The following is a 25,615-nucleotide window of genomic DNA, read 5'->3' as shown; positions in this document are numbered from 1 at the left end:
CGCACGGTGCCGCGTTGGGGGGCGATGCACAAACCATGCACAGACCATACACTTCCCATGCGGGCCGGGGTCTTAACGCGCGTTAACCCTGTGCGGGTGTCAGACGCGGCCAGCCCCAGCCTGCGACCCATGCCAGAAAGAGCCCGGAGGCCGCCATGATCCCCGCGGCCATCATCAAGACGGCAGGCAGCGCGCCTGCATCTGTTAACCAACCCGAAAGGATGATCACCGGCGGCATCCCGATCTTGAAGATCGCCCCGGTCAGCCCGGCAACCCGGCCCATGTGCGCCGCTGCGGTGCTTTCCTGTCGGTAGGACCAGACGCCAATGGCAAAGAAGAGCGCCAGCCAGCCGTCTAGAAAGCTGATCAGGCAATAGGCCCAGATTGGAAGATCCGCGATGATGGTCAGATAAAGCGCTGCAAGTGCCCAGATCGGCCAGAAGAATGCGGCCCGGTACCCCATCGCACGGCGCAGAGGGGCGGCAAAGCGTGACCCGGTGATCGCCCCAAGGCCCCCAAAGGCCAGCACGACACCGATCTGAAAGTCATTACTGGCCACGGCGGTTTTGAGTTTCAGGATCAGCGCGGTATCAAAAGCCCCGGCAGCGGCGTTGGTCAGCACGATCACCACGGTCATCATCAACAGCTCGCGGTTGGCACGCAGCACGTGCCAGCCTTCGGCCAACGCGGGCCAGAAGGGCTGTGGCGGGGGCAAATCCTCTGGCGGGTTCAGGCGGCGCGCGAGGGCGGCGGTTGCCAGCATCAGTACCATGCAGGCGGTAATGACCCCGATATGACCCAGGGCCACCAATGCAAGGCCCGCAACAGCAGGACCAACGGTGGAGATCACGGAAAAGACGGTACTGCTGAGCCCGGTAGCGTCGGACAGGTGGGCATGCGGCACTGTCAGCCGGATCAGTGTCATCTGGGCATTGCTGGTGGCATAGGAAAGGCCGTTGAAGATCACCATGAAAAGCATCAGTCCGGGCAGCGACACAAAGTCAGTCAGCGCCGCAAGACAGAGGAGCGCGGTGACGAGGGCGAGGCCCATTGTGTAAGACCGGAACGCGCGGGCCTTGGTGGTGCGGTCGTTGATCACCCCGATGAAGATCGCAAAGAGGATATTGGGGATGAACCCCGCCCCTTTGATCAGTGCCAGACCGGTGCCGGATGCGGACATCTCAAACGCCAGCAGGGGCAGGGTGAACCCCAGCACGGTTTGCGCCAGTGCGATGGCGGCGATGATCGCAAGGGCGATAGAGAAATCGGGGCCGTAGCGCATGGGGGCAGGCTTACGGGGGATCGCGGCCTGTGGAAAGGGGCGGCCTGAGGGCCGCGCGCGATTGTTTTGCGCAGGGTTCCCCTGCGCGTTTTGTGGGGCGCTGCCCCACACCCCGGGATTATTTTGGCCAGAAGAAGGGGGACGGGGTCGCCCCCGTGGCGGGTGTCTGGCTGCGGGAACAGGTTGTCAGACACGGAGATGGTTGCGGACACGGGGAACGCCGGGGACAAAACGAGGTGCGGCAACGGGCTGTGTCGTTGATCCCGATTGGCGCAGTGGCGGCTATTCTGGGATGGTCAGGACGACCTGACGAAGCCGCCGGCGTGAGATGGTGGCGGCAATCGCCGCTGTAGGAGCGTTGCATCCGGCTGGGGTTTGACCCATATCGCCGCTATGACAAAGCGTTTTTCTTTTGCCCTGAATGCAACGGACGGGGCCGCCCGCACCGGCCTGATCAGCACACCGCGTGGCGATATCCGCACGCCGGCCTTTATGCCGGTGGGCACAGCCGCCACGGTAAAGGCGATGATGCCCGAAAGCGTGGCGGCAACCGGCGCGGATATTTTGCTGGGCAATACCTATCATCTGATGTTGCGACCGACGGCAGAGCGGATTGACCGTTTGGGCGGGCTGCACAGGTTCATGAACTGGGACAAGCCGATCCTCACGGATAGCGGCGGGTTTCAGGTGATGAGCCTCGCAGGGCTACGCAAGCTGACCGAGGAGGGTGTCACCTTCAAGAGCCACATTGACGGGACCAAGCATAGCCTGACGCCCGAGCGGTCGATGGAAATCCAGAAGCTGCTGGGCTCTGACATTGTGATGTGTTTTGACGAGTGCCCCGCCTTGCCCGCGACCGACGCAGAGGTGGCAAAGTCGATGCGGATGTCGATGCGGTGGGCCCAAAGGTCGCGCGACGCCTTTGGCGACCGGCCTGGACATGCGTTGTTTGGCATTCAGCAGGGCGGTGTGACCGAAAGCCTGCGCGCTGAGAGCGCCGAGGCTTTGCAGGCGATTGAGTTCGATGGCTACGCCGTGGGTGGTCTGGCTGTGGGTGAGGGGCAAGAGGCCATGTTTGGTGTCCTCGACTACGCGCCGGGGCAGTTGCCAAAGGACAAGCCGCGTTATCTGATGGGGGTGGGCAAGCCGGATGATATTGTCGGCGCGGTCAAACGCGGGATCGACATGATGGATTGTGTGCTGCCAAGCCGGTCGGGGCGCACAGGCCAGGTCTTTACCCGGCATGGGGTCGTGAACATCAAGAACGCACGGCATCAGGATGATCCGCGACCCTTGGATGAAGACTGCACCTGTCCGGCCTGTCGCAACTATAGCCGCGCCTATTTGCATCATGTGTTCCGCAGTCAGGAGATGATTTCGGGCATGCTTCTGACCTGGCACAATCTACATTACTTTCAAGAGATCATGGCGGGGATGCGCGGGGCGATTGCGGCGGGAACCTTTGCCGCGTGGGAAGCTGAATTCCACGCGACGCGCGCGCAAGGGGATATTCCACCGCTATGAAAGAGGAACCCGCAGAGGTCACACGCGACGGTAGCACGTTGCGCGGCACCTGGACTCTGCCAGAGCAGCCCAAAAGTGTGGTGATTTGCGTGCATGGCTCTGGCCCGATGGACCGGGACCAGAATGGCAAAGGCGGCAAGTTAGAGACGTTTCGCGTGATGGCGGAGGCGCTGTATCAGGCGGGATTTGCCTGTTTGCGATACGACAAACGCGGGGTCGGTGCCTCGGGCGGGGATTATGAGGCGCTTGGGCAGGCTGATTTGGTGGCCGATGTGCAGGCATGGATACCGCAGGCCACCGCGCGCGGTCTGGGACCGGTGTGGCTGCTTGGGCATTCTGAAGGCACTGCACTTGCCCCTGCGGCGGCAGAGGGGCACGCGGTGGCGGGGCTGATCCTTTTGTGCCCGTACATCACACCGGGGCGCGAGATTTTGATGCAGCAGGCCGCGAAGGGTGAGCAACTGGTGGCGGAATTGCGCGGGTTCAAAGGGGTGGTTGCCCGCGCGGCAATGGCGATCTTTGGCAAGCCCACACGGATGCAGGCGCGCGTGATTGCCAAGCTTGAGACAACGGATGCGCCCAAGGTGCGGGTGGGGTTGAAGAAGGTGCCAACCCGCTGGCTGCGGGATTTTGTCACCGCGGATGTGGCGGCGATCCATCAGGCCAATCAGCGTCCCACGTTGGTTGTTGTCGCGGCGCGTGATGCGCAGTGCCCGCCTGAGGATGGTGCAAAAATTGCAGCGCTGAACCCGAACGCGGAATTGGTCGTCCTAGAGGATCTGTCACACCTGCTGCGACACACGACCGTTGATGGGTTTGACGACTATTTGCGGCAGTTGAAGAGCGAAAACGACCCGCGCCCGGCAGAGGTCGTGGTGGAGTGGCTGACGCGGCAAGTGAGCGCCTGATCTTTAGATGGACGATCGCGGCGCAAGGATCACCAGCGGGAGGCGCACCACAAAGCGCAGGATCAGACCGAGCATCGCAAGGATGAAAAGGCCGGCGATCCCAAGTGTCGCGACAACGGCCCGGACATAGATCATCAGATAGGCCGAGAGACCACCGCTTGAAAAATGGGCGTCAATAAGTTCAAAGCTGAAGATGAGAAGAAGGACCGCGCCAATTAGATCAAGGCTGGTTGCAACAGGCGAAAAACGGGGTTGGTTGAGCCCTGGCAGCACCAGACGCCGCAAAATTGCGAAGGTCGCGAATATCAGGACCGCACCGAAAAAGAGTGCGGTGACAATGGCCAGCAGATAAGCGGTTGTCATTGCCAGTGTATCCTAGGCAGCGAATGCGCTTGGTGGTGACAAGTCAGACGGACGGCTGACCGACTGACCGGGACTTGCGGCGCGCGGCCATCAGGCCGAAACCGGCAATGCCAAGCATGGCTGCAGGTAGCGGCAGCGGCACCGCAATGGGCGTGACTGTCCCGAATGTGCCTGAAAAGGCCACGGTGCCGGGGAAGAAATGCGCACCACCTGCACCGGTCCAGGTGATCGAGAACGATGTGTCTGACAGGATCGTGGTAAAGGCCGACAGCCCGGTGGTGTCGACGAAGTTATCCACCGTGAAGGCGGTGCCAAAATCGAGCCCGGTAAAGATCATCTCGACCGTGCTGCCGTTGCACGACAGACCGCAGTAGGTGCCGTTTGATGTGATCGTGAAGCCGTCGCCCGCAGGCCCGGTATTCAGGTCAATGCTAAGCGCACCATAGGGGTTGAGATCGCGGCCCGCGCCGATCGTGCCTGACCATGACGACACCGTTGTGCCGTCATCCACAAAGTCCAATGACACATTATCCCCCGCCAGCAGACTGGCGCCATGCGCTGTCGACGTGCCAATGACCACAGCGGCAGCGGCGGACAAAAGGGTTGTGACAAATTTGTTCATTGCGAACTCCAACAGCAGATTTGCCCGGCAGTTGCAGACGTGGACCGGACATTGACCAAGAAGTTAACGAATGATTAAGGCCAAACTTGGCCCGGCCTGCGCCAATAGGGGGGCCATTGCGGTGCTGACGTGGCGGTAGGTCGCAGGGTATTGCCGACCGGGAATGCAACTGCATTTGTCTGGTATTCGCATGATTGCGCGGTTGCGGCCCCTTGTGCGTTTGGGGCATGTTGGCGCTAAGAGAACAATAACGATGGTTGATTATTCTGGGGTCACCCCCAGATATGAAGGCCAGGAAACGGCCCATGGGTTGCTGCAATTGCGGGACCACGCCGTTTTGCCGAATGAAGGAACAGAGCATGCAAGAACCATTGAGTTCGTCCTATCCCGTCCTGCCGTTGCGCGACATCGTCGTTTTTCCGCATATGATCGTCCCGCTGTTCGTGGGCCGGGAAAGATCTGTGCGCGCCCTTGAAGAGGTGATGCGCGACGACAAACAGATTCTGTTGTCCAGCCAGATCGACGCAGGTCAGGACGACCCCGAAGAAGGCGGTATCTATAAGGCCGGTGTGCTGGCCAATGTGCTGCAACTGCTGAAACTACCCGATGGCACCGTCAAGGTTCTGGTTGAGGGCAAGGCGCGGGTGCGGATCACGGGTTTCGTCGAGAACGAGAATTTCTTTGAAGCCTCGTGCGAGTACCTGACTGAGATGCCGGGCAACACGGACGAGCTTGAAGCGATGCTGCGGTCGGTTGGCGCTGAGTTTGAGCGCTATGCCAAGGTTAAAAAGAACATCCCCGAAGAGGCGATGGCCGCCGTGGGTGATACCACAGAACCGGCCAAGCTGGCCGATTTGGTTGCCGGGCATCTGGGCATTGAAGTCGCCCAGAAACAGGAACTTTTGGAAACGCTGAGCGTGACCGAACGGTTGGAGAAGGTCTTTGGCCTGATGCAGGGCGAAATGTCGGTGCTGCAGGTCGAGAAAAAGATCAAGACCCGCGTCAAATCCCAGATGGAGCGGACCCAGCGCGAGTACTATTTGAATGAGCAGATGAAGGCCATTCAGAAGGAACTTGGCGATGGTGAGGACGGCCAGAACGAATTGGCCGAACTTGAAGGCAAGATCGACGAGACCAAGCTGAGCAAGGAGGCCCGCGAAAAGGCGGATGCCGAGCTGAAGAAGCTGAAGAACATGTCGCCGATGTCGGCCGAGGCCACGGTGGTGCGCAACTATCTGGATTGGATGTTGTCGCTGCCTTGGGGTGTGAAATCACGCACCAAGAAAGACCTTGGACTGGCACAGAAGGTGTTGGATAACGACCACTTTGGCCTGGAAAAGGTCAAGGAACGGATCGTGGAATATCTGGCTGTGCAGCAACGGTCCAAAAAGCTGAAGGGCCCGATCATGTGTCTGGTTGGCCCGCCGGGTGTGGGCAAAACTTCGCTTGGGAAATCGGTGGCCAAGGCCACGGGGCGCGAGTTTATCCGCATCAGTCTTGGGGGTGTGCGCGACGAAAGCGAAATTCGCGGTCATCGCCGGACCTATATCGGGTCGATGCCGGGCAAGATCATTCAGGCGCTGAAAAAGGCCAAGACCACGAACCCGCTGATCCTGCTCGATGAGATCGACAAGATGGGGCAGGATTTCCGGGGTGATCCGGCGTCTGCCATGCTGGAGGTTTTGGACCCCGAGCAGAACAGCACCTTTGTGGACCATTATCTGGAGGTCGAATACGACCTGTCCAACGTGATGTTCCTGACCACGGCGAACAGCTATAACATGCCGGGGCCGCTGTTAGACCGGATGGAGATCATTTCGCTGGCGGGCTACACCGAGGATGAAAAGCGCGAGATTGCGCGGCAGCATCTGTTGCCCAAGGTGATGAAGAACCACGGGCTGAAGGACAAAGAGTTCAGCATTTCTGATGATGCGCTGACCGCGATGGTGCGGGTCTATACCCGCGAGGCGGGCGTGCGGAACATGGAGCGCGAGCTTGCCAAGATTGCCCGTAAGGCGGTCACAAAACTGGTGAAGAAAGACGCCGAAGCCATTGAAGTCACCGCAGAAAACCTGTCGGATTATCTGGGCGTGGAAAAGCACCGCTTTGGTCTGGCCGAGGAAGAGGATCAGGTGGGTGTGGTCACAGGTCTGGCCTGGACCAGCGTTGGTGGTGAGCTTTTGAACATCGAAGCGCTGCGCCTGCCGGGCAAAGGCCGGATGAAGACCACTGGTAAGCTGGGCGATGTGATGAAGGAATCGATTGATGCCGCATCATCCTATGTCCGGTCGATTGCGCCAGAGATTGGGGTGAAGCCACCGAAGTTTGATCATCTCGATATCCACGTGCACGTCCCCGATGGGGCGACACCCAAGGATGGGCCGTCTGCCGGTTTGGCGATGGTGACATCCATCGTGTCGGTGCTGACGCAAATTCCCGTACGCAAGGACATCGCCATGACCGGCGAGGTCAGCTTGCGCGGCAATGCGATGCCGATTGGCGGGTTGAAGGAAAAGCTGCTGGCGGCCCTGCGTGGCGGCATCAAGACGGTGCTGATCCCACAGGACAACGCCAAGGATCTGGCGGATATTCCCGACAACGTCAAAGACGGGTTGGAGATTATTCCCGTCAAGCACGTGTCAGAGGTTTTGGAACGCGCGCTGGTGGACAAGCCCGAAGCGATTGAGTGGGACGAGGCAGCTGAAGAGGCTGCTGCAGCAGCGGCCTTGTCCAAGGGCGGCGATGCGCCAAGCGCTGGCGTCCACTAGCACCCGATGAATTGCACCAGAAGGGGCGCCCTGTGGGGCGCCCCTTTTACGTGCGGCGTCAAGTACGGTGCAGGTTTGACGTGACCTGACCGCCACGCAGGCCAGCCCGCAGGTTGGCGCGAAACGGTGCGTTCTCGGTGACGGTCGAAGGGCGCATGTCTGTCGTGGTTGCTGCGTGCAAGGACAGATCCGCCAGCATCCGTGTCTTGTCGCGGATGACCAGCATCAATCGCGCCCCTTCGCGTTCGTCAAGATCGGCGCAGGCCTTGGCATTTGGGAAATTGCGGAGGGCCTGTGCGATCAGGGCGAGGTCGTTGTAATTCACTGCAAGGTGGCGGTCGGCTTCGGTTTCAACCTCGAGCGAGATAAAGGCGTTGCGGCTGATGTGCTTGAGTTTGCCGTTGCGGTATTCGTGCAGGCACAACTTGCCGCGGTGCATTTCGTTGCGCATCACGTGGCCGACGCTGGTGCGGGGCTGGGCGCGGCCAACATTGAAGGAAAACTGGTGCTGCTGGGTGATCCGGCCGGCCACTTGCTGACGGTCGCAGCGGAAATAGACCGTGGGCAGGCGGTCAGGTTTGCCGGTGTAGCCAATGATATTGCCGAAGTTATAAAGCGAAGAATGATAGGCCATGTCTGAAATCCCTTTGGTTTTGATAGCAGCAGGCACGGGACGGGAACGCCGGGAGTTTCAGGGACAGGAGAGATTTGTGCGGTTCTGATTGCAGGAGGTAGTGCAACGTCAACTTGTCGCCTGCGCTGCGGGCAGGTAGCCTGAAGTCAAGAACAGCAAAAGGGCGGGGCGATGAGCGAGAAGAAACCGGACGGCACGATCAAGTTGAACGTCAAAGCGCCTGATGATGTGGCTGCGCCCAAGGCAGAGGCGGTGAAAAGCACCGCGCCCAAAGTGGTGGCAGCGGCACAGCCGGTTGTCGCGCAGCAGGCGCTGAAAAAGCCCGCGTTTCTGGACAATGCAGTCGCGCGCAGCGGGGTAAAACGGCGCGACGCCAAGCCCGCAATTGAGGCGGCATTGAACGAGCTGCGCGAGGCGCTGTTGCGCGGAGATGAGCTGAACCTGCCGCCCCTTGGCAAGATCAAGGTGATGAAATCCAAGGCGCTGAGCGGGGGGGCGGAGGCGCTGACGTTGAAAATTCGCACCACCAAAACCGAGGTCATTGACTAAGCGGCAATGGGGATGAGGTGGCGTTGAAAACCGGGGTTGAAAGCGGTTCGGCACCGCGCTAAACCCCGTCGCAAGGGTGATTAGCTCAGTGGTAGAGCGCTTCGTTCACATCGAAGATGTCAGGAGTTCAAATCTCTTATCACCCACCAGTTTTCGGGCGCTGGTCCTTAGCGGGGCCGGCGCTTTTCTTTGGTGGCTTCTTTCAAAAATGTGCGCTGGCGCGCGCGTGATGTTTGGCGCAGGGTTCCCCTGCGCGCTTGGGGGCCAGCCCCCAAACACGACCTCTATTGGGGGCCAGCCCCCAAACCCCCGGCATATTTTCATTCAAAAGAAAGAAGGGGGTTGGGTGTCGGCTGTAGCTGCGGTAGGCGCGGGGCATGACACATCCAGAGCTTTATATTTGCCGCCATGGCGAGACTGAATGGAATGCCGCTGACCGAATGCAGGGGTGGTTGAATTCGCCGCTGACACCCAACGGCGAGATGCAGGCCGCCAGGCAGGGCGAGATTTTGCGGAGCCGTGATTTGACCGGGTTTACGTGCCTCAGCAGCCCCTCGGGTCGGGCGTTTCAGACGGCGGGCATTGCGGCGGGACGTCTGGTGGATGAGATTCGCACCGATGACCGGCTGCGCGAGATTTCGGTGGGGGACTGGTCGGGGCTATATCGCCGCGATTTGCCTTTGGTTGAAGGGGATGACCCATACATTGCACAATATGAAAATGCGCCGGGCGGTGAGGGCTTTGATGGGCTGCGGGCGCGAGTGCAGGACTTTTTGGATGATCTGACCGGGCCTGCGCTGCTGTTTACCCATGGGATCACCAGCCGGATGGTCCGGTCTTTGCTGGTAGGCGAGGGTGCGTTGACCGTCGGCACGGCGCAGGGTGGTCAGGGTGTCGTCTGGCATGTGAAAGATGGTGCACAGGAGCTGTTGCAATAGGCGTCATGATCGCCTAAATCCCCCCTCAGCGGGTCGTTAGCTCAGTTGGTAGAGCGCTTCGTTTACACCGAAGATGTCGGGAGTTCGAGCCTCTCACGACCCACCATTTTCCCAACGGGAAAATGGTGGCGTGCCGGTAAGCGGCTTTTCGCAGAAAAGTTGCGGCGGGAGCCGGGTCGGCGGGGTGACGCAGTGCGTTCATTTTGACATCCGCTACAGTGCTGGCTATCGCAGGCTGTCCCAAGCAGGTTGGAAAGATGCCGCGCATTCTACATGTCAGTCAGGTCGCAAAGGCCGGTGTGGGAACTTATCTGGATCTGATCTGGACGGTGCGTGATCCCGGCCACGAACATCATGCGGTGCTGCCACAGTCCCAGCCGGATGGTGTGGCCAGCGAAATGCCGCGTGTGACCTTTGATGATACTGGGCGCGGTGTGGGATGTATTTGGCGGATGATCCGGGCCGTGCGGGCCGAGGTACGTAGGCGCGACCCCGACATTGTTTTCTTGCACAGCAGCTTTGCCATGGCGGTGTTGCCGCTGTTGTCGTTCGGGCGGGCGAAGGTGGTGTTCTGCGCGCATGGGTGGCCCAGCGATCGCTATGGGCGCGGCTGGAAGCAGCGCGTGGTGGCGCTGGCCGAGCGGGTATTGCCGCGTTTTGCGGTCCAGGTGGTGAATATCTCAGGCTACGAGCAGCGGCTGGCGGAGGCGCGAGGCTTGGGCGCGCGGTCGGTGATGATTGAGAATGCGGCCTTGCCGGTTGTGGCAGAGCCGGTGGAAGGGCCGCCGCAGCAGGGGCTGACGCTGTTGTTTGCGGGCCGGTTTGCGCGACAGAAGGGATTGGATTTACTGCTGCAGGCCATTGCAGCGGTTGGGCGGTCTGATCTGGTGTTGAAGATTGTCGGCGGCACACGCGCGGAAGCGGAGGCCGCAGCGGGCGGCAGGTTGCCCCCCGGTGTGCAAGTTCTGGACTGGATGAGCAAGGCAGAGGTCGCAGGTCAGATGGCGGCGGCGGACGCGCTGATTGTGCCGTCGCGGTGGGAGGGGTTCGGTTTGGTCATTGCTGAGAGCTTTGCCCAAGGAACGCCCGCACTGGTCAGTGCCGTGGGGGCGATGCCTGATTTGGTTACGGATCGGAAGACTGGCGCTGTCTTTGCGGCGGATGTCGCAGGGATTGAGGCTTGTCTGGCCGGGTTGGACCGGGACAGGTTGCGCGCGATGCGCCCGGCCTGTTTGGAAGTCTATGCCGCGCGGTTCCAACCGGAGCGATTTGGACTCGAGATCAATGCGCTTTTCGAAGAATTGGCGACTGTAGATCAGGGCAGGTGAAAAACCCACAGAAAAACCGATATGCTTGCTTGACGGGCGGCGGCCCCGGGCCTATCAAGCGCGACATCCGGCAGCATAGCCGGGTTGCAGATGCGCGGTTGTAGCTCAGTTGGTTAGAGTACCGGCCTGTCACGCCGGGGGTCGCGGGTTCGAGCCCCGTCAACCGCGCCACTGCTGCAAAGAGGCCCCCGGTTTCGGGGGCCTTTTTTGTTGGCAGAGTGTTGTTCGATCCATCGTTGAATATGCTGTCTTTGGTGGGATGTGCGCGCTTCTTTTGGTTTGGCTAAGCATGCGGCGCAGGTGGGGGTGACGTCTGGCTGTTTGCCGTTTTGATCTATCACAGGTAAGGCGGTTCAAATCGCGCTTGACGGTCACCGGGGCTTCGCTTAATCCGCAGCTTACGCGCGGTTGTAGCTCAGTTGGTTAGAGTACCGGCCTGTCACGCCGGGGGTCGCGGGTTCGAGCCCCGTCAACCGCGCCATTTTTCCAATGACCTGTCAAATTGAACGCGCCAGAGGCGCGTGCATGATGTTTGGCGCAGGCGGGGCCTGCGCGTTTGGGGGGCCAGCCCCCCGCGGCGCAAGCGCCGCACCCCCCGGGATATTTTTGGCCAGAAGAAGATCAGTCGGTCAGGGCGTGGAGGATGCGCGCCCAGGAGCGGGTGCCTTTGTGAAAACTTGAAAGGTCGTATTTTTCGTTGGGGGAGTGGATGGCGTCGTCATCTTTGCCAAAGCCGATCAGCATCGCATCCATGCCCAGTTCGGTCTTGAAGTGGCCGGCGATGGGGATCGAGCCGCCGCAGCCCACGTAAGCCGCGGCGTTGGGCCATTCGTCGGTCAGCGCGGCGGCGGATTTGGTGAAGGCGGGGTTGTCGGTGGACATTTGACCGGCGGCGGATGCGCCATGGTCGTCCCAGGTGACACTGCAATCGGCAGGGATCATCGCTTCGACCATCGCGCGGAAGTTTTCGCGGATTTTCAGCGGATCTTGCGTGCCCACAAGGCGGAAGCTGATTTTGGCTGATGCCTTGGACGGGAGCACGGTTTTGAAGCCGTCGCCAGTGTAGCCGGATGTCATGCCATTCACTTCGCAGGTCGGGCGAGACCAGATCATTTCCAGCGGGCGGCGACCCTGTTCGCCTGCGGGGATGGACAGGCCCACGTCGCCCAGGAATTGCGCGTGATCGAATTTCAGGTCGTCCCAGGCGGCGGCGAGTTCGTTCGAGAGCTCTGGCACGCCGTCGTAAAAGTCGGGAATCGTGATTCGGCCGGTTTCATCGTGCAAGGAGGCGATGACCCGGGCCAGCACACGCGCGGGGTTCATGGCGAGGCCGCCGTACATGCCCGAATGCAAGTCAAGGGACGGGCCGGTGATCGTCAATTCCTCGCCCAGCAGGCCGCGCAGTTGGGTGATGATGGCGGGTGTGCTGTCGCCGTAAAGGCCGGTGTCGCAGATCATTGCCACATCGGCGGTCAGTTCAGCGGCGTTTTCCTGCATGAAAGGGACTAGAGAGGGCGAGCCGGATTCTTCTTCGCCTTCAAAGAAAAGCGTGATCTTGCAGGGCAGGCTGCCGTGTTCAGCGACCCAGGCGCGGCAGGCTTCGACAAAGGTCATCAGCTGGCCCTTGTCGTCAGAAGAGCCACGTCCCCGGATGACTTTGCCTTTGGCAGTCTCCTCGATTGCGGGGGCGAAGGGATCATTATCCCAAAGGTCAAGTGGATCAACGGGTTGCACGTCGTAGTGGCCGTAAAACAGCAGGTGCGGGCCGGGGCCGTCATAGTGTGCGACGACCATCGGATGGCCCGGTGTGGCGCGTTTGGAGGCGGTAAAACCAATGGTTTCGAGGTCTGCCACCAGCCAATCTGCTGCGCGTTCGCAGTCGGACTTGTAGGCCGGGTCGGTGGAGATCGACGGGATTCGCAGCAGATCAAGCAGACGGTCGGTTGCGGCGTCGAGATCTGTGTCGATTCGGGCGAGGACAGAAGAAAGGGTCATGGGGGCCACCTGTGCGTTTTCTTTGGCGGCAGGGTGGCAGGATCAGTGGCAAGGTCAATGGGGATGACGGTTGCGATGGGGCGGTGCAAAACCCTTTGAAGGGTTTTGACCAAAGCCTTCGAAGGCTTTGGTGACCGGTTGGTGGGATTTTCCGGACTTGCGCCAGATCAAATCCGGGACAGACTGACTGTCGTAGAAAAGGCGTGACAGATTGTAGCGTGTTGCCCAGAGGGGTGCAGCACTATATGGACACCAAGACAGCGGCAGGGCGTCCTGACGCCGGAGTAAGTTGAAGGAATTGCTGGTGGATTATCAGGCCAAGCTCGACAGCGCATTGAACCGTCTTCACGAGGAAGGGCGGTATCGCACCTTTATTGATATCGAACGCACGCGCGGCCAATTTCCACACGCCACTTGGAACAAACCCGATGGCAGCACAGCACCTGTGACGGTTTGGTGCGGCAATGATTATCTTGGCATGGGGCAGCATCCGGTGGTGCTGAGCGCGATGCACGATGCGATTGAAGCCACGGGTGCGGGATCGGGCGGGACACGCAACATCAGCGGAACCACGGTTTATCATAAGCGGCTGGAGGCTGAACTGGCCGATTTGCATGGCAAAGAGTCGGCCTTGTTGTTCACCAGCGCCTATATCGCAAATGACGCCACGTTATCGACGCTGCCAAAGCTGTTTCCGGGGCTGATCATTTATTCCGACGCGCTGAACCACGCCAGCATGATCGAAGGTGTGCGCCGCAATGGCGGTGCCAAGCGAATTTTCCGGCATAATGACGTGGCACATCTGCGCGCGCTGATGGAGGCCGATGACCCGGCTGCGCCGAAGCTGATTGCGTTTGAGTCGATCTATTCCATGGACGGTGATTTTGGCCCGATTGAAGCGATCTGCGATCTGGCAGATGAGTTCGGCGCGCTGACCTATATCGACGAAGTGCACGCGGTGGGCATGTATGGCCCACGCGGCGGTGGCGTGGCCGAACGTGACGGGTTGATGGACCGGTTGGATATCATCAACGGCACGCTGGCCAAGGCCTATGGCGTGATGGGTGGCTATATCGCGGCATCGGCAAAGATGTGTGATGCCATAAGGTCTTATGCGCCGGGCTTCATCTTTACCACGTCGCTTCCGCCCAGCGTAGCAGCGGGGGCTGCGGCCAGCGTGGCCTTTCTGAAAGAAGACCAGGAATTGCGCGCAAAGCATCAGACGCAGGCGAAAATCCTTAAGCTGCGGTTGAAGGGTTTGGGCCTGCCGATTGTGGATCATGGCAGTCATATTGTGCCGCTGATCGTGGGCGACCCCAAACACACCAAACTGATGTCGGATATGCTGTTGCAGGATCACGGGATCTACGTGCAGCCGATCAACTTTCCAACGGTGCCACGAGGCACAGAGCGGCTGCGTTTCACCCCATCGCCGGTACATGGCCCAAGAGAGATGGATGCGCTTGTGTCCAGCCTTGATACACTGTGGAGCCATTGTGCGCTGAATCGTGCCGACATGGTTGGTTAGGCTTTGGGCATGTGCAGACCCCGGAGGTCTGTGTTAATATCTCTTTAAAGGTTTTGCCCGACACGATTCGTCAGGGGGAGCCGCTGGGGACAGAGACAGGCACGGGACGGCGATGATCGTTAAGAGCTTCAGACGCGCGAAGGCTGCTGAGGACGTGGAAACCAAAGGTTTCGACGCCTTCGAGTTGCGTTTGGGCGATTTGATGCGCGGTGAGCGAGCCACAATGGGCAAGAGCCTGTTGGATGTGCAGCGCGAGCTGAAGATCAAGGCGGCTTATATCGCGGCCATTGAAAACGCGGACCCTTCGGCCTTTGACACGCCCGGATTTATTGCAGGTTACGTGCGGTCCTATGCCCGCTATTTGCACATGGATCCCGATTGGGCGTTTGACACATTCTGCCGCGAAAGCGGGTTTGCCACGGCGCATGGCATGTCAGCGGCGGCCAGTTCGGTCAAGCAACCCCGCGAACAATCCAGCCCGTTTCAGGGCAAGGATATTTTTGCGTCATCTGCCACACCATTTGTGCCCGCAGGCGAGGCGATGTTCGCCCGCGTCGAACCGGGTGCTGTTGGGTCGATGGTTGTGCTGCTGGCGCTGATTGGCGGGCTGGGCTACGGCGGTTGGTCGGTCTTGCAGGAATTGCAGCGGGTGCAGTTCGCGCCTGTCGAACAGACACCGGTTGTGCTGTCGGACATTGATCCGCTGGCGGGTGCTGCCGCGCTGACGGAAACCGCCGATCTTTCAAGCGACTTCACAGCACCCTCGCCAGAGGCGTTGGACCGGTTGTACCGGCCACAGGCCTTGGATGTGCCAGTGCTGGTGGCGCGGGATGCGCCGATCTCGACATTGCGGCCTGACGATGTGGGCACGATTGCGCCGATGGATGTGGACCGGGCCTTGGTCGAAGCCGTGGCCGAAGCGGACCTGCCAACAGGGCCAGTGGTGCCGCAGGTCAGTGAGGGCCCTGTGCCAGAAGTGCAAATTCTGGCGGTGCGTCCGGCTTGGGTGCGCGTGCGGGCTGCGGACGGTTCGGTGATTTTCGAGGGCATTCTGGACAAGGGCGACACCTTTGATCTGCCGGCCACCGAAGAGCCCGCAACGCTGCGTGTGGGCGAAAGCGGCGCGCTTTACTTTGCGGTGAACGGCACAGCCTATGGCCCGGCGGGCGCGCGTGGGCAGGTGACATCAAACCTTGCACTGTCAGTGGAAAACCTGACCGAAAGCTTCGCTGTTGCGGATCTGACGCAAGATGATGATCTGGCGGCCATCGTGAACGTCGCCGAAGTGGCTATCACCGAATAATCAGATATGCGTGGTGCGACCGTTGCCCCGGCTGGGTCGGGCGCTTAGGTTGTGGCTGAACGCAACCTGATAGGTCACCGCATATGTCCCTGCATGCCATTCGCCCCTGGCGTCATATCGAACGCCGCAAAAGCCGCCAGATCATGGTCGGCTCTGTCCCTGTGGGGGGGGATGCGCCGATCACCGTGCAGACCATGACCAACACGCTGACCACGGATGTGAAGGCCACGATTGCGCAGGTGCAGGCGGCCACCGATGCAGGTGCCGATATCGTGCGCATTTCGGTCCCGGACGAGGCGAGCAGCCGGGCGCTGAAGGAGATCGTGCCAGAGGTCAGCGTGCCGATCGTAGCGGATATTCATTTTCACTATAAGCGCGGGATCGAAGCGGCAGAGGCAGGGGCGGCCTGTTTGCGGATCAATCCGGGCAATATCGGGGATGAGACCCGCGTGCGCGAGGTGATCAAGGCCGCGGTGGACAACCAGTGTTCGATGCGGATCGGGGTGAACGCGGGTTCGTTGGAAAAGCACCTGCTGGAAAAGTATGGCGAGCCGTGTCCGGATGCGATGGTGGAAAGTGGCCTCGACCATATCAAGCTGTTGCAGGACAACGATTTTCACGACTTCAAAATCAGCTGCAAGGCGTCGGACGTCTTCATGGCGGCAGCGGCCTATCAGATGCTGGCCGAACAGACCGATGCCCCGATTCATTTGGGCATTACAGAGGCTGGCGGGTTGACCAGTGGCACGATCAAATCGGCAATTGGTCTGGGCAACTTGTTGTGGATGGGAATTGGCGACACGATCCGGGTCTCGCTCTCTGCTGATCCTGTGGAAGAGGTCAAGGTCGGCTATGAAATTCTGAAATCGTTGGGGCTGCGGCATCGCGGGGTAAATATCATTTCCTGCCCAAGCTGCGCACGGCAGGGTTTTGACGTGATCAAAACGGTTGAAACGCTGGAAAAGCGGTTGGAGCATATCAAGACCCCGATGAGCCTGAGCATCATTGGCTGTGTTGTGAACGGTCCGGGCGAGGCGCTGATGACGGACGTTGGGTTTACCGGCGGCGGGGCTGGCAACGGCATGGTCTATTTGGCGGGCAAACAGAGCCACAAGATGGACAATGACAAGATGGTCGATCACATCGTGGAACAGGTTGAGGCGAAAGCCGCAGAGATTGAAAAGGCCGCGCAGGCGGCAGAGTGACGGTCGTGCGCCGCTGTTTGCGCATGCGCGCAAAGACGCCCCGCCCACCGTCCCGGACGAAAGACCGATCATGAGGACAATGCCGGCACTGGTATTTCCGGGGTTTCAGACGCTGGACTTTTTCGGCCCCATCGAAATGCTGGGCGGCTTCTTTGACGAGATTGAGGTCGTCACGGTCGCCAAGGGGCCAGAGCCCGTGCCTAGCAGGCATGGTCAGCGCATCGCGGTTGATCGGGTTCTGGCGCAGGGCACGGATTATGATCTGTTGTTCATCCCCGGTGGCGATTCTGCGCTGATCGAGGCGGTGGATGCCGCCACTCAGCAATGGATCAGGGATGTGTCTGAGAGGGCTGAAAAGGTGATGGCGGTCTGCACCGGCACGGTTCTTTTGGGGATGACCGGTGTGCTGGACGGCAGGCGGGCCACCACCAACAAGATGGATTTCACAAGCACAGTCCATCTGGCACCGGGCGTTGACTGGGTCAAACAGGCCCGGTGGGTTGAGGACGGCAAGTTTTTCACTTCATCCGGCGTTTCAGCGGGGATGGATATGGCGCTGGCGGTCGCGGCAAACCTGTTTGGCCGCGACAAGGCCGAAGAAATGGCTGAGGGCTGCGAGTATACTTGGCACAGTGATGCCGAGTGGGACCCGTTTGCCGCCTCGGCCGGGTTGGTCTGAGGGCGCGCTATTGCCGGATCAGTGGTGCGCGGGCGGCCTCATCACGGGACCACATCAGGATGCCGTTGACCAACCCATCCACGATCCGCGCGCGGCCATCGGGTGATGAGAGCGTATCGCGGTCTGCGGCGTTGGACAGAAAGCCGACCTCGACCAGCACGGACGGAAAGTCGGCGGCATTGAGCACCGCCAGCAGTGCCTCGCGCCGGGGGCGCGAATTGAGCCGCGCACCGCTATCGCGCAATGTCTTGACCAGCATATCGGCAAAGCGGATGGCGGCGGGGCCGGTTTCGGCGCGGGCCAGATCCATCAGCACGGTTGCGACGCGATCATCCTGATCGCTGAGGTCCAGACCGGTCAGAAGGTCGCCGCGTTCGTGGCGTTCGGCCATGCGTTGGGCTGCGCGATCCTGTCCGTCAGCATCCAGCGTATAGACCGAGGCACCGGTGGCTTCGTCCTCTTCCAGCGCATCCGCGTGCAAAGAGATAAACAGGTCCGCACCAGCGGTGCGGGCTTGGGTGATGCGCGCGCTGAGCGGCACAAAGACATCCGCATCGCGGGTCAGCAATGCGCGCACCTCTCCGGTGCGGTTGAGGGCATCTGCCGCCTCGATTGCCAGTTGCAGCATCAGGTTCGCCTCGTAAATACCGCCGTGCACGGCGCCGGGGTCGATGCCGCCGTGGCCGGGGTCAAGCATGACTGTCAATAGATCGTCGGTGGCAGGGTCGGGTGCGGGAAGGCTGGGTGTGCGCACCGCGTCGTCCCAGGTGGCCGAAGGTGGTGGGCCAGAACGGGCACCGAATGTGGTGTCGTCCGTTGCCCGCAACCGGACGGTCAGCTGAGCGGTTCCGGTTTCGGCGTCAGTGGCCAGCCCGGCGGTGTCGATAATCAACGGGGCCGAAAGGTCGACCACCATGCGCGACCAGCCGGGTGCCAATGTCCCAAAGCGCAGATCGGGTGCATTGTCTGAATTCAAGAGTGCGGCACGCGTGACGCCTTGCCAGTCAATCTCGCGGAAATCGAGGACAAGGCGGCGCGGGTCATCAAGGGTGAAGGCGCGGTAGGGGATGGTCTGGCTGAGTGCCAGGTCAACCACCAGATCGGTGCCATCGTCATAGACTTGACTGCCGGCCATATCGACCCGCGCCAGCCCGGTGAAATCATGGGCCGCCGCAGGCAGGGCAAGGCAGATCAGGCAGGCAAGCAGGCGGATCATCGGGCGGCCATATAGGTTGCAAGCCGGTCCATGGCGGTTGTCATATCAGCGGTCGTCCCGGCATAGGAAAAGCGCAACCAGTGATGCCCGCGGTCGGGGTCGAAATCAAGGCCGGGGGTGACGGCAATGCCTGCGCGGTCAAGGATGTCGGCGGCCATCGCGCGGCTGTCATCGGTATAGGCCGAGACATCGGCATAGACGTAGAACGCCCCGTCAGGCGGGGCGAGGATGGCAAGGCCCGCAGCCTTGAGCCCGGCAAGCACGATGTCGCGGTTGGCCCTATAGGTCGCAAGGTTTGCCTGACATTCCGCAGGCGCGTTCAACGCATGCAAGGCAAGCCGTTGGGCGGCATGCGGTGCGCAGATGAACATATTCTGGGCCAGCCGCTCGATCCGGCGAACGTGATCCGAAGGCACCACCATCCAGCCCACGCGCCAGCCGGTCATGGCGAAGTATTTGGAAAAGGAATTGACCACATAAACTTCATCGGTGGCTTGCAGTGCGGTGACCTGCGGGCGGTCATAGGTGATGCCGTGATAGATCTCGTCCGAGATCAGGGCGGCATTGCGGTCGGCGCAGGCCGAAGCGAAGGCCGAAAGGCCGGGCAGGTCCAACATGGTCCCGGTGGGATTGGCGGGTGAGGCAACGACAAGTCCTGCAAGGTCGTGGGTCGCCACATCAGAAGGCTGCGGCTGGAACCGGGTGGCGGCATCTGTTGGGATGCCCACGGGCGTCAGCCCCACGGCCCGCAGGATTTGCCGGTATGACGGGTAGCCGGGCAGGCCAAGGCCAACCCGCTCGCCATTGTCGAAAAGCGCTGAGAACGCCAGCAGGAACGCGCCTGACGCGCCAGAGGTCACCACCACGCGGGCCGGATCAAGATCAACATTGTACCAGTCGTTATATACCTGCGCGATGCGCGCGCGCAGATCAGGCAGGCCCAAACCGACCGTGTAACCCAAAGGGTCTGCAAGGTCCTGTTGCAGGGCGGCGCGCGCAGCGGCAGGTGCGCCGGTGCCGGGCTGGCCCACTTCCATATGGATAATGTGGCGGCCCGCGGCCTCTGCCGCGCGAGCCGCTTCCATCACATCCATCACAATGAAGGGATCGACGTCGCCGCGGGTTGAGTTGCGCATGTGGTGCCTCTACTGCTTTGTGCTGTGATGCCCAGCCTGTGGGTGCGCGTCAATGCCGCCTTGGCTCTGACGCCATGATGTGATGAAACAGGCAGGACCAAGAGGAAAGAGACCAGATGATGTTGCGCGCCATTGCCCTTGCGGCCCTGACCCTTGCCACACCGCTTGCTGCGCAAGAGGCGATGAGCGAGGCCGAGCGGGCCGCGTTTCGTGCCGAAGTGCGGGCCTATCTGCTGGAAAATCCCGAAGTGCTGATGGAGGCGATTGGTGTGCTTGAAGCGCGGCAGCAGGCTGAGCAGGCACAGGCCGAAGGGGCCATGCTGGCGGCATCTGCGGATCAATTGCTGAATGATGGGTTCTCTTTTGTGGGTGGCAATCCCGAGGGCGACATTACCGTTGTCGAATTCCTCGATTATCGCTGTGGCTATTGCAAAAAGGCGCATCCGGAGGTCGCAGAACTGGTCAGCCGGGATGGCAATATCCGCTATATCGTCAAGGAATTCCCCATTCTGGGCGAGGAATCGGTGTTGGCATCGCGCTTTGCCGTCGCCACCAAGTTGGTGGCCGGGGATGACGCCTATTACGACGTTCACAACACGCTGATGGCCTATCGCGGTGATTTCTCGCCCACGGCCTTTGGCCGCATGGCCGAGGGCCTGGGGCTGGAGGCGGCACCGATCCTTGCGGCGATGGAGGGTGATGAGGTCGCGGCGATCCTGAATGCCAACCGCGTGTTGGGCCAGCAGTTGCAGATCAATGGCACGCCCACTTTTGTGGTGCAGGACGAAATGCTGCGCGGGTATGTGCCGCTGGATCAGATGCGACAAATCGTGGCCGAGCTTCGCGGATAGCAGTGGAGCCCGGATTGGGCTGCGTTGAATTGTCGCTGTCTTGCGCTAGGTGGTTTGCCATCGCGCATAACGGAGGACATCGACATGGCACAGACACGACGGGTATTTTTGACGCAGGCCGCGGCAGCGGGCACAATCACGTTTCTGCCGTTTCAGGCGCGCGGCGCCAGTCACGCAGCAGACAGTTTTGAAACACCTGCGGGGCCGATTACCGTGCACCCGGTCGATCATGCCTCGATCATCTTTGAGACACCGCTTGGCACCATTGCCGTTGACCCGGTGGGCGAGATGTCGGCCTATGACGGGTTGCCGAAGCCTGATCTGATTTTGGTCACGCACGAGCATGGCGACCACTTCAACGAGGGGATTTTGGATGGGCTGATGACGGATCAGACGCGGCTGATCACCAATCCAGCGGTCTATGACAAGCTGCCCGATGACCTGAAGGCCAAGGCAGAATCGCTTGGCAACGACGACGCGACTGCGTGGAACGCGCTTGGGATTGCCGCGATCCCGGCGCATAACCTGACCGAGGGGCGGATGAACTTTCACCCGCCGGGCCGCGACAATGGCTATGTGCTGACGTTTGAGGGCTTCCGCGTCTACATCTCGGGCGATACCGAGGATATCCCCGAAATGCGCGCGCTGCAGGACATTGATCTGGCCTTTGTCTGCATGAACCTGCCGTTCACGATGGACCTAGAAGCGGCGGCCAGTGCGGTGTCGGACTTTGCGCCACGGTTCGTCTATCCCTACCATTATCGCGGTCGCGATGGCGGGACCCAGGATCCAATGGCCTTTGCCGCATTGATAGGGGATGGAACAGAGGTGAAGTTCGCCCCGTGGTATGGCGATGAGATCATGCCGGCCTAAGGTCAGGACCCTCATCAAAACCTGCTGAAAAAGTGACCAGAAACGCGGCGCAATTCAGCCCATAACCCTGCTTGAGCTTTTGACCATGCCGGTGGCACCGCCTATAAGCGGGTCAGTCACCGGTATCGTGAGGCGAGCCCCTTGTTGCGTTTTGTCATGTCCTTTTTCGGCAGCATCTTTTCGATGCTGACCCTTGGCCTTGTGATGGCCGGGATCACGTTGGGCGGGATTTTCTACATGTATGGCCGGGACCTGCCGTCATACGAGGTACTGGCGACCTATACGCCCAAGACGATCAGCCGGATTTATTCGGGCGAGGGCAATATCATTGACGAATTTGCCGTTGAACGGCGGCTGTTCACCCCGGCCGAGGAAATCCCTGATCTGGTGAAGCAGGCGTTTATCAGCGCTGAGGACAAGAATTTCTATACCCATGCGGGATATGATCCCCGCGGGATGGCCGCGGCCCTGTTTGATGCGGTGCGCAGCCGGGGGGCGGATTTGCGCGGTGCCTCGACCATTACGCAGCAGGTGATGAAGAACTTTCTGCTGGATGGATCACGCAGTGCAGAGCGCAAGATCAAAGAGATCATTCTTGCGACCCGGATTGAGGGCGCGATGCCCAAGGAGAAGATCCTTGAGCTTTACCTGAACGAGATTTTTCTGGGCAAGAACAGCTTTGGTGTGACCGCGGCAGCGCTGACCTATTTCAACAAAAGCCTTTCAGAGCTGACCGTGGAAGAGGCGGCCTATCTTGCGGTGCTGCCTAAGGCGCCATCGCGTTATGACCCGGTGCGGCAAAAGGACCGGTCGATTGCGCGCCGGAACTTCATCCTCGAAGAGATGTTCGAGAACGGCTACATCGATCAGGCGACCTATGATGTGGCGGTGAATGAGCCGCTGCGCACGGTGCAGAATGGCGACTATGAAAGCTTTAAGTCGGACCTGCCGCCGCGCGATTACTTTACCGACGAAATCCGCCGCCAGCTGAGCCAGAACTTTGGCGAGGAAGAATTCTTTTCCGGCGGTCTGTCGATCCGCGCGACAATTGATCCCGAGATGCAGGTGGAAGCCGCCCATGCGCTGCAACGCGCGCTCGAGCAATATGATCGCGGGCAGGGCAAGTGGCGTGGCACCGGAGAGACGATCCCGGTTGAGACGCTGACCAGCGCGCCCGCGTGGCGCGAGGCGCTATCCAAAGTCAACGTGGCCCGCGATATCACGCTGGGCAATCGTTGGTATCCGGCGGTGGTGCTGGAGGTGGCGGAACAGACCCTGACGCTGGGTGCGGATGGGGTGAACGGCACGGTCGAGGTGCCGCGCGAGGACATCCAGTGGATGGCTGGCGATTTCTTTGAGAACTTCACCCCCGGCGACGTGGTGCATGTGCGTCAGATGACCAACGACAGCGACGGATCGCTGATCCGCTGGACCCTGCGGCAGGTGCCAGAAGTGCAGGGCGGGTTCATGGCAATGGACGTGAATACTGGCCGCGTTTTGGCGATGCAGGGCGGTTTCAGCTATCAGCACTCTGTCTTTAATCGCGCCACGCAGGCGCAGCGTCAGCCCGGTTCGTCGTTTAAGCCGTTTGTCTATGCGGCGGCGTTGGATTCAGGCTATTCGCCCGCCACAGTCGTGGTGGATGCACCGATTGAGATCAACACACCCCAGGGTGTCTGGCGGCCAAAGAACTATTCCAACCAGTTCTACGGGCCCACGCCGCTGCGCACCGGCATTGAAAAGTCACGGAACCTGATGACCATCCGACTGGCGCAAGAGGTCGGCATGGATACGGTTGCGCGCTATGCGGAAAAGTTCGGTGTTTACAACGATATGAACCAGGTGCTGGCGGCCTCGCTGGGGTCGGAAGAAACCACATTGTTCAAGATGGTTGCGGCCTATGCGATGTTTGCCAACGGGGGTGAGCGGGTGGAACCGACGCTGGTGGACCGGGTACAGGACCGTTACGGCCACACCGTGTTCCGCCACGATCAGCGCATTTGCGTGGATTGTAACGACCAGACCTTGCCCGCGGGCCAGCGCCCACAGATCACATCGGACCGCGAACGGGTGATGAACGAAATCACCGCCTATCAGCTGACCAGCATGATGGAAGGTGTTGTGGATCGCGGCACCGCGAGCGGCACGGTCAACCTGCCGGTGGCGATTGCGGGCAAGACCGGCACAACCAACGATGAAAAGGACGCGTGGTTCGTGGGCTTCTCTTCGACCATCGTGGCGGGCTGCTACATCGGTTTCGACACGCCGCGCCCGATGGGCCGGGGGGCCGGTGGCGGCGGCATCTGCGGCCCGGTGTTCACCGATTTCATGTCCGAGGCGATCCAGAAGTACGGCGGCGGCGAGTTTTTTGTCCCCGCAGATTGTCAGTTCATCAAGATCGACCGATTTACTGGCGCGCGTCTGCCTGACAGTGCCGGCGGCGAGAACGTGATTGCAGAGTGTTTCCGCCCCGGAGAAGAGCCTGTCTTTGGCATCACATTTGACGGTGGCTTTGCGATGGGGTCCGATCTGTCGCTGTTCGACGAGGTGCCGCGCGCGTCCCGTCAGGTGACCACCTCGACCGGGAGCACAGCAACAGTTGGACCCCGCGCCACCTTCGGTTCGCTGTCCTCGGGCGGGCTTTACTAGACAACGCGATGGGCAGATTGCCCACCCAACCTTGCCCGTGCCAATGGCGCGGGATATGACCCTTTGACAATCAGACAATCCAGGACCCGGGCCCATGCGCGCTGAGACCGAAAATACCGTTGAGGCCATCGAGAACTCGCTGCAATTGCTGGCGCAGCGGATGGACCACGAGACCGCAGCCCACCGGCTGGAGGAATTTAACGCGCGCGTCGAAGACCCCAACCTGTGGGATGATCCGGCGGCAGCGCAAAAGCTGATGCGCGAGCGGCAGATGCTGGTGGATGCGCTGGACAGCTACAACAGCATCAAGACCGATCTGCAGGACAATATCGAGCTGATCGAATTGGGTGAGATGGAAGAAGATGCCGAAGTGGTGTCCGAGGCCGAAGCCGCGCTTGAAACGCTCAAAGCCAAGGCCGCCAAGAAAGAGTTGGAGGCGCTGCTGAACGGTGAGGCCGACGGCAATGATACCTTCCTTGAAATCAATTCAGGGGCGGGTGGCACCGAAAGTTGCGATTGGGCCGCGATGTTGGCGCGGATGTATGTCCGCTGGGCGGAAAAGAAAGGCTATAAGGTCGAGTTGCAGTCAGAAAGCCCCGGCGAAGAAGCGGGCATCAAATCGGCGGCTTACAAGATCAGCGGGCAGAACGCCTATGGCTGGCTAAAGTCCGAAAGTGGTGTGCACCGGTTGGTCCGGATTTCACCGTTTGATAGCGCGGCCAAACGGCACACGTCCTTTACCTCGGTCAAGGTTTACCCGGTGGTGGATGACAACATCGAGATCGAGGTGAACCCCGCAGATATCCGCATTGATACCTACCGGTCATCGGGCGCGGGTGGGCAGCACGTGAACACCACGGATTCGGCGGTGCGGATCACACACCATCCCACGGGGATTGTCGTGACATCATCGGAAAAATCGCAGCACCAGAACCGCGACATTGCGATGAAGGCGCTGAAATCGCGGCTCTATCAGATCGAGCTTGATAAGCGGTCCGCATTGGTCAACGAAGCGCACGAAAACGCAGGTGACGCGGGCTGGGGCAACCAGATTCGATCTTATGTGTTGCAGCCTTATCAGATGGTCAAAGACCTGCGCACGCGGTTTGAAACCTCTGACACATCCGGCGTGCTTGACGGTGACTTGGACGGTCTGATGGCGGCCACGCTGGCGATGGACGTGAGCGGCAAGAGCCGGGCCGAGGCCACCGCCGAGGATTGATGCAGATCAAGGACGCGCCCCGTGCCATGCCTAATCTGATCC

Annotated in this window: 21 protein-coding genes and 4 tRNA genes; 18 read left to right on the top strand and 7 right to left on the bottom strand. The window is 60.5% G+C overall.

The annotated features are described in order from the left end of the window. Positions 1-82: 82 nt before the first annotated feature. Entirely contained in the window at positions 83-1,282 is a 1,200-nt protein-coding gene (locus AB3Y40_RS08995) for an MFS transporter (protein ID WP_369438452.1), read from the bottom strand. A gap of 393 nt (positions 1,283-1,675) precedes the next feature. Between AB3Y40_RS08995 and tgt the strand changes: the two genes are divergently transcribed. Further along, positions 1,676-2,806, top strand: a complete 1,131-nt coding sequence (tgt, locus tag AB3Y40_RS08990; RefSeq protein WP_369438451.1) for a tRNA guanosine(34) transglycosylase Tgt — start codon at positions 1,676-1,678, stop codon at positions 2,804-2,806. Beyond that, the gene (locus tag AB3Y40_RS08985) at positions 2,803-3,714 is read left to right on the top strand and encodes an alpha/beta hydrolase (RefSeq protein WP_369438450.1); all 912 of its coding nucleotides are present in this window, start codon (positions 2,803-2,805) and stop codon (positions 3,712-3,714) included. The genes tgt and AB3Y40_RS08985 overlap by 4 nt, the downstream gene beginning before the upstream one ends. Before the next feature lie 3 nt (positions 3,715-3,717). Here the strand turns inward: AB3Y40_RS08985 and AB3Y40_RS08980 are convergent, their stop codons facing one another. Both AB3Y40_RS08980 and AB3Y40_RS08975 read right to left on the bottom strand, forming a co-directional pair. Then, the gene (locus AB3Y40_RS08980; protein ID WP_369438449.1) at positions 3,718-4,077 is read right to left on the bottom strand and encodes a hypothetical protein; all 360 of its coding nucleotides are present in this window, start codon (positions 4,075-4,077) and stop codon (positions 3,718-3,720) included. Positions 4,078-4,120: 43 nt separating this feature from the next. After that, positions 4,121-4,699: a hypothetical protein gene (locus AB3Y40_RS08975; protein ID WP_369438448.1), complete on the bottom strand. Its 579-nt coding sequence runs from the start codon at positions 4,697-4,699 to the stop codon at positions 4,121-4,123. A 359-nt stretch (positions 4,700-5,058) separates the two neighbouring features. Between AB3Y40_RS08975 and lon the strand changes: the two genes are divergently transcribed. Further along, a complete protein-coding gene (lon, locus tag AB3Y40_RS08970) occupies positions 5,059-7,467 on the top strand; it encodes an endopeptidase La (protein WP_369438447.1) in 2,409 nt (802 codons plus the stop codon). A gap of 58 nt (positions 7,468-7,525) precedes the next feature. Here lon and AB3Y40_RS08965 read toward each other — a convergent pair whose 3' ends face one another. After that, positions 7,526-8,101 carry a hypothetical protein gene (locus AB3Y40_RS08965; protein ID WP_369438446.1) on the bottom strand — a complete coding sequence of 192 codons (576 nt, stop codon included), beginning with the start codon at positions 8,099-8,101 and terminating at the stop codon, positions 7,526-7,528. Positions 8,102-8,272: 171 nt separating this feature from the next. Here AB3Y40_RS08965 and AB3Y40_RS08960 point away from each other — a divergent pair, with 171 nt between their 5' ends. From AB3Y40_RS08960 to AB3Y40_RS08930, 7 genes are all read left to right on the top strand, one after another. Next, positions 8,273-8,650, top strand: coding sequence for an HU family DNA-binding protein (locus tag AB3Y40_RS08960; RefSeq protein WP_369438445.1), 378 nt, complete (start codon positions 8,273-8,275; stop codon positions 8,648-8,650). Between the two features lie 74 nt (positions 8,651-8,724). Continuing rightward, positions 8,725-8,799, top strand: a tRNA-Val gene (locus AB3Y40_RS08955). A 228-nt stretch (positions 8,800-9,027) separates the two neighbouring features. Further along, entirely contained in the window at positions 9,028-9,588 is a 561-nt protein-coding gene (locus AB3Y40_RS08950; RefSeq protein WP_369438444.1) for a histidine phosphatase family protein, read from the top strand. Between the two features lie 30 nt (positions 9,589-9,618). Then, a tRNA-Val gene (locus AB3Y40_RS08945) sits at positions 9,619-9,694 on the top strand. A gap of 151 nt (positions 9,695-9,845) precedes the next feature. Further along, positions 9,846-10,916 carry a glycosyltransferase family 4 protein gene (locus tag AB3Y40_RS08940; RefSeq protein ID WP_369438443.1) on the top strand — a complete coding sequence of 357 codons (1,071 nt, stop codon included), beginning with the start codon at positions 9,846-9,848 and terminating at the stop codon, positions 10,914-10,916. A 94-nt stretch (positions 10,917-11,010) separates the two neighbouring features. After that, a tRNA-Asp gene (locus AB3Y40_RS08935) sits at positions 11,011-11,087 on the top strand. Between the two features lie 233 nt (positions 11,088-11,320). Next, positions 11,321-11,397, top strand: a tRNA-Asp gene (locus tag AB3Y40_RS08930). A gap of 140 nt (positions 11,398-11,537) precedes the next feature. Here the strand turns inward: AB3Y40_RS08930 and AB3Y40_RS08925 are convergent. Beyond that, a complete protein-coding gene (locus AB3Y40_RS08925; protein ID WP_369438442.1) occupies positions 11,538-12,911 on the bottom strand; it encodes a M20/M25/M40 family metallo-hydrolase in 1,374 nt (457 codons plus the stop codon). Positions 12,912-13,215: 304 nt separating this feature from the next. On the opposite strand from AB3Y40_RS08925, the gene hemA reads away from it, so the two are divergent. The 4 genes from hemA to AB3Y40_RS08905 all read left to right on the top strand — a co-directional run bounded on the left by hemA (position 13,216) and on the right by AB3Y40_RS08905 (position 17,626). Then, on the top strand, positions 13,216-14,439 hold the full coding sequence (gene hemA, locus AB3Y40_RS08920; RefSeq protein ID WP_369438441.1) for a 5-aminolevulinate synthase: 1,224 nt from the start codon (positions 13,216-13,218) through the stop codon (positions 14,437-14,439). Between the two features lie 112 nt (positions 14,440-14,551). After that, positions 14,552-15,742 carry a RodZ domain-containing protein gene (locus AB3Y40_RS08915; protein ID WP_369438440.1) on the top strand — a complete coding sequence of 397 codons (1,191 nt, stop codon included), beginning with the start codon at positions 14,552-14,554 and terminating at the stop codon, positions 15,740-15,742. 83 nt (positions 15,743-15,825) lie between these two features. Further along, a complete protein-coding gene (gene ispG / locus AB3Y40_RS08910; RefSeq protein ID WP_369438439.1) occupies positions 15,826-16,947 on the top strand; it encodes a flavodoxin-dependent (E)-4-hydroxy-3-methylbut-2-enyl-diphosphate synthase in 1,122 nt (373 codons plus the stop codon). Between the two features lie 70 nt (positions 16,948-17,017). Then, positions 17,018-17,626 carry a DJ-1/PfpI family protein gene (locus AB3Y40_RS08905; protein WP_369438438.1) on the top strand — a complete coding sequence of 203 codons (609 nt, stop codon included), beginning with the start codon at positions 17,018-17,020 and terminating at the stop codon, positions 17,624-17,626. A gap of 7 nt (positions 17,627-17,633) precedes the next feature. On the opposite strand, the gene AB3Y40_RS08900 is transcribed toward AB3Y40_RS08905, so the two are convergent. Next, positions 17,634-18,842: an N-acetylmuramoyl-L-alanine amidase gene (locus AB3Y40_RS08900; RefSeq protein WP_369438437.1), complete on the bottom strand. Its 1,209-nt coding sequence runs from the start codon at positions 18,840-18,842 to the stop codon at positions 17,634-17,636. Continuing rightward, positions 18,839-19,978, bottom strand: a complete 1,140-nt coding sequence (locus AB3Y40_RS08895; RefSeq protein ID WP_369438436.1) for a pyridoxal phosphate-dependent aminotransferase — start codon at positions 19,976-19,978, stop codon at positions 18,839-18,841. The genes AB3Y40_RS08900 and AB3Y40_RS08895 overlap by 4 nt, the downstream gene beginning before the upstream one ends. Positions 19,979-20,094: 116 nt before the next feature. Between AB3Y40_RS08895 and AB3Y40_RS08890 the strand changes: the two genes are divergently transcribed. The 4 genes from AB3Y40_RS08890 to prfB all read left to right on the top strand — a co-directional run bounded on the left by AB3Y40_RS08890 (position 20,095) and on the right by prfB (position 25,573). Further along, a complete protein-coding gene (locus AB3Y40_RS08890) occupies positions 20,095-20,829 on the top strand; it encodes a DsbA family protein (RefSeq protein WP_369438435.1) in 735 nt (244 codons plus the stop codon). A gap of 84 nt (positions 20,830-20,913) precedes the next feature. Next, entirely contained in the window at positions 20,914-21,702 is a 789-nt protein-coding gene (locus AB3Y40_RS08885; protein ID WP_369438434.1) for an MBL fold metallo-hydrolase, read from the top strand. A 141-nt stretch (positions 21,703-21,843) separates the two neighbouring features. After that, positions 21,844-24,351, top strand: coding sequence for a penicillin-binding protein 1A (locus tag AB3Y40_RS08880; RefSeq protein ID WP_369438433.1), 2,508 nt, complete (start codon positions 21,844-21,846; stop codon positions 24,349-24,351). Between the two features lie 94 nt (positions 24,352-24,445). After that, entirely contained in the window at positions 24,446-25,573 is a 1,128-nt protein-coding gene (gene prfB / locus AB3Y40_RS08875) for a peptide chain release factor 2 (protein WP_369438432.1), read from the top strand. The last annotated feature ends 42 nt before the right edge of the window (positions 25,574-25,615 follow it).

It is taken from the genome of Yoonia sp. R2331, assembly GCF_041103235.1.
Taxonomy (GTDB): domain Bacteria; phylum Pseudomonadota; class Alphaproteobacteria; order Rhodobacterales; family Rhodobacteraceae; genus CANMYO01.
The sequence above is the reverse complement of the archived record's forward strand: the minus strand, read 5'-3'. Positions and strand labels throughout refer to the sequence as shown.